At 44.2% G+C, this 2,707-nt stretch carries 2 protein-coding genes; both read left to right on the forward strand.

The window, feature by feature from the left end:
* Positions 1 to 662 precede the first annotated feature (662 nt).
* On the forward strand, positions 663 to 1,712 hold the full coding sequence (locus tag ABIB42_RS25770; protein ID WP_157225446.1) for a hypothetical protein: 1,050 nt from the start codon (positions 663 to 665) through the stop codon (positions 1,710 to 1,712).
* An 88-nt stretch (positions 1,713 to 1,800) separates the two neighbouring features.
* Positions 1,801 to 2,511 carry a hypothetical protein gene (locus tag ABIB42_RS25775; RefSeq protein WP_157225447.1) on the forward strand — a complete coding sequence of 237 codons (711 nt, stop codon included), beginning with the start codon at positions 1,801 to 1,803 and terminating at the stop codon, positions 2,509 to 2,511.
* Positions 2,512 to 2,707: the final 196 nt, after the last annotated feature.

Consider the following 2,707-nt stretch of genomic DNA (forward strand, 5'->3'; position numbering starts at 1 on the left):
GGATTGCTGAACCCAGCAATCAACTCGTTCAGCATAGCCTTTGCTCGGAATAAAGGCCAGCTACGACGAGGAATATGATCGCACGGCACTAAACATGTAACAAGCGCTGAGATTACCAGTCGTATTAATGAACTTGATATCAAGCGCGATCTAACAATTGAATACGTTGACGCGGATGGTAATGCACTTACGGATGAGCCTATTAGTTTGACCTTCCACGGAAACCAACGTCACAGCGTCACCCTGGATAGTACTGGACGTGCTGTATTGGCTAATGCTCCCTTAGGACCATTCCGAGCCTTACAGCCTAAACGAAGATAGGAGGAAGCATGGTTGCGCGGTCCGGTCGGCCCACACCTTCGGCTCAACAGGAAGTTTGCATTGATCTGCCCGGTGAGGCAGTTCGGTGTTGGCGTTCGGCTGATCAGCTAAAGGTCATTCTTCGAAAGCACAGAGATATAATTTTCGATTTAAAAATAAACAGCAAGAATGTTTATACCGTCGAGTCGACACATTCAGACGTCTATAATGCGCGAGATAAGAAAATTATATTTGCAAAACGTGGTGATACTGTGAGGTTCCTAGATGGTGAACGTATGCATCTCTGGGTTACGCGTAATTTTAGAGGCCTATTGCTTTTAAAATGTGAAGATCATCTGATCATGAAGATCGATCCATCCAAAGTTGATCAAGTAAAATATGATGAGTCGCCTAAGGTCAAGCCGGCACCAATTATTGTCGCGCTGGACTCAAGTCAATCTAATGTCCCAGCATCGCAAGCGAAAAAAGCACTGCCACAAAATCTGTCAAATACTTCTCCGCGACCGAGCACAGCGCCGGTAGACGAGAACTGTACCGTTGTTTGTGTTCTCGACGGGACGTTAGAAAATGCACCTCGCAAGGTGCTTGAGTATTTCGAAAATGGCGGTAAGGGAAGTGGTTTGGTCGATTTCGACCCATTTGATGTTGCAACAAGAAACTGGCTATGGGGACAGGCGCTCGGAACTGTGGCCTATGTTCGAGATAACTGGGAATGGTTGCGTGCAAGTATCGATGCAAGAACACATAAAGGATTCAGACTGGTGAGCGCGAAAATACACCGCGTGCGTGGAAAAGTTCGTTTTTATTTTTCTGGTTATAGTAGATACAATTCAGTATTTGGGCCTGGGGGATTTGGTCCAGGACATGATCGAATCATGACCATATTTTCCGGTATGGGCAGTACATCTTCTTCCTTTTCTGCCATGACAAAAAATGTTATAGGTATGGTAAAGGGAAATGCTTTGGTTAATTTTATTTTTGGTTCTGCAATGTCCATCGCTGAGTGGCGCAAAGATGCAAGTCAAGATGGGTATGATTTGACTGCTTCCTTATTGATAGCGTTGTTGAAGGCCGTATTGGTTACCATGTTGTCTGGAGTGGTGATCGCGATTTTGGGAATGATCATTATGGGGGCCGCCAAGGTAGGCTTTTCGGTTCTACTGGTTGGGGTAGCGATGGTAGTAGTCGGGATTGGTCTTGGATATCTGTTCGACGTCTTGGATAAAAAGATCGCTGCTGGGATTGGCGAGGATGCAAGTGCATCTGGAGGTATTGCAGAGGTGGTAGCTCCACATCTAAGGGCAGCTGGAAAGAAAATTTCATCTAGTTGGGACTATTTAATGGAGAAATTTTCGTCAGAATATCGGGAGATTTTCTTTGAGGAACCTTGATGCGGTGAATCTTGCTTTCATGAGGCCATCGAAAGTGGCGACATGGGCTCCATTTCTTCCAATTTTTGCAGGAACGTTTGGATGGCTCATGGCTAGCGAAACGAGTCCGGGTCCATTAGCCGAAAATCCATTGGCAATCCTGAGTTGTGCAATACTTGTTTTCGCGTGTTTCGCTATTTTGATGCCAGTTTTATTTCATTGGGATTGGCGTGCCGAGTATTTTGGTGCGCCTCTCATCTATATCTCTAGTCTGTCTCTATTGAGCATAGTTCCCTTTTTTTGTCTTATTTTTTATGGTGAACTACAGTTGCTGGTCAAAGTTTTAATGCTGGCGGCCTATGCAGTTTTTCACTTTACATGGTGCTATAGATTCATTGTCTTCTATCGAAAAATATTATCTGAGACTGAGTTATATTCATTACTCTATGTCGAAGAGGACGATGTGGTGTATTACTCCCAAAGAGTTGACGAATATTTTTGCGATAAATTAATTCCTTTTCGTCAACTGCCGCCAGACTATGTTTTTGTAGCATGCTTATTGTTGCCCGCTATTTTTAGCTTGGGTATGGGATATGTTAGAGAGGTAACGGGCCTCCCATATATTTATACCTTGATGTCAATTTCAGCTTTGCCTATTAGTGTCATGTGTTTCGGGTTTGCAACTCGTGGATGGTTGATATTCTATTTTTATCCTAACAAGATTCGATTGTCGACTGGGAAAAAAGTGTATGTGGACATGTATAGTGTGCCGAAAGATTTTAAGGGGAAAGTACGTCAATGGAAGAGGAAGAGGAGGTGAACAGGACGTGTTCTGATGGCATGATAGTGAAATAAAAACGCCAGCTAGAGAGCTGGCGTTTTGTGCTGCAGAGCGCTTAAAGCAATTACATGAATTTCAGTGGACCTGTCAGAAATTCTGTGTGCGGGGCCAGAATTCAGAGTTAGATAATTGCGTTCGTGAAGCGCTCGCCGAACATGATAGCGAACTGGTTGGC

The organism is Massilia sp. UYP32, assembly GCF_050434365.1.
In the GTDB taxonomy this organism is placed as follows: domain Bacteria; phylum Pseudomonadota; class Gammaproteobacteria; order Burkholderiales; family Burkholderiaceae_D; genus Telluria; species Telluria timonae.

What these genes read in the sequence shown, in the direction of transcription:
- ABIB42_RS25770 (WP_157225446.1), top strand. Translation starts at nt 663, where the DNA reads ATGAAGATCGATCCATCCAAAGTTGATCAAGTAAAATATGATGAGTCG.
- ABIB42_RS25775 (WP_157225447.1), top strand. Translation starts at nt 1,801, where the DNA reads ATGGCTAGCGAAACGAGTCCGGGTCCATTAGCCGAAAATCCATTGGCA.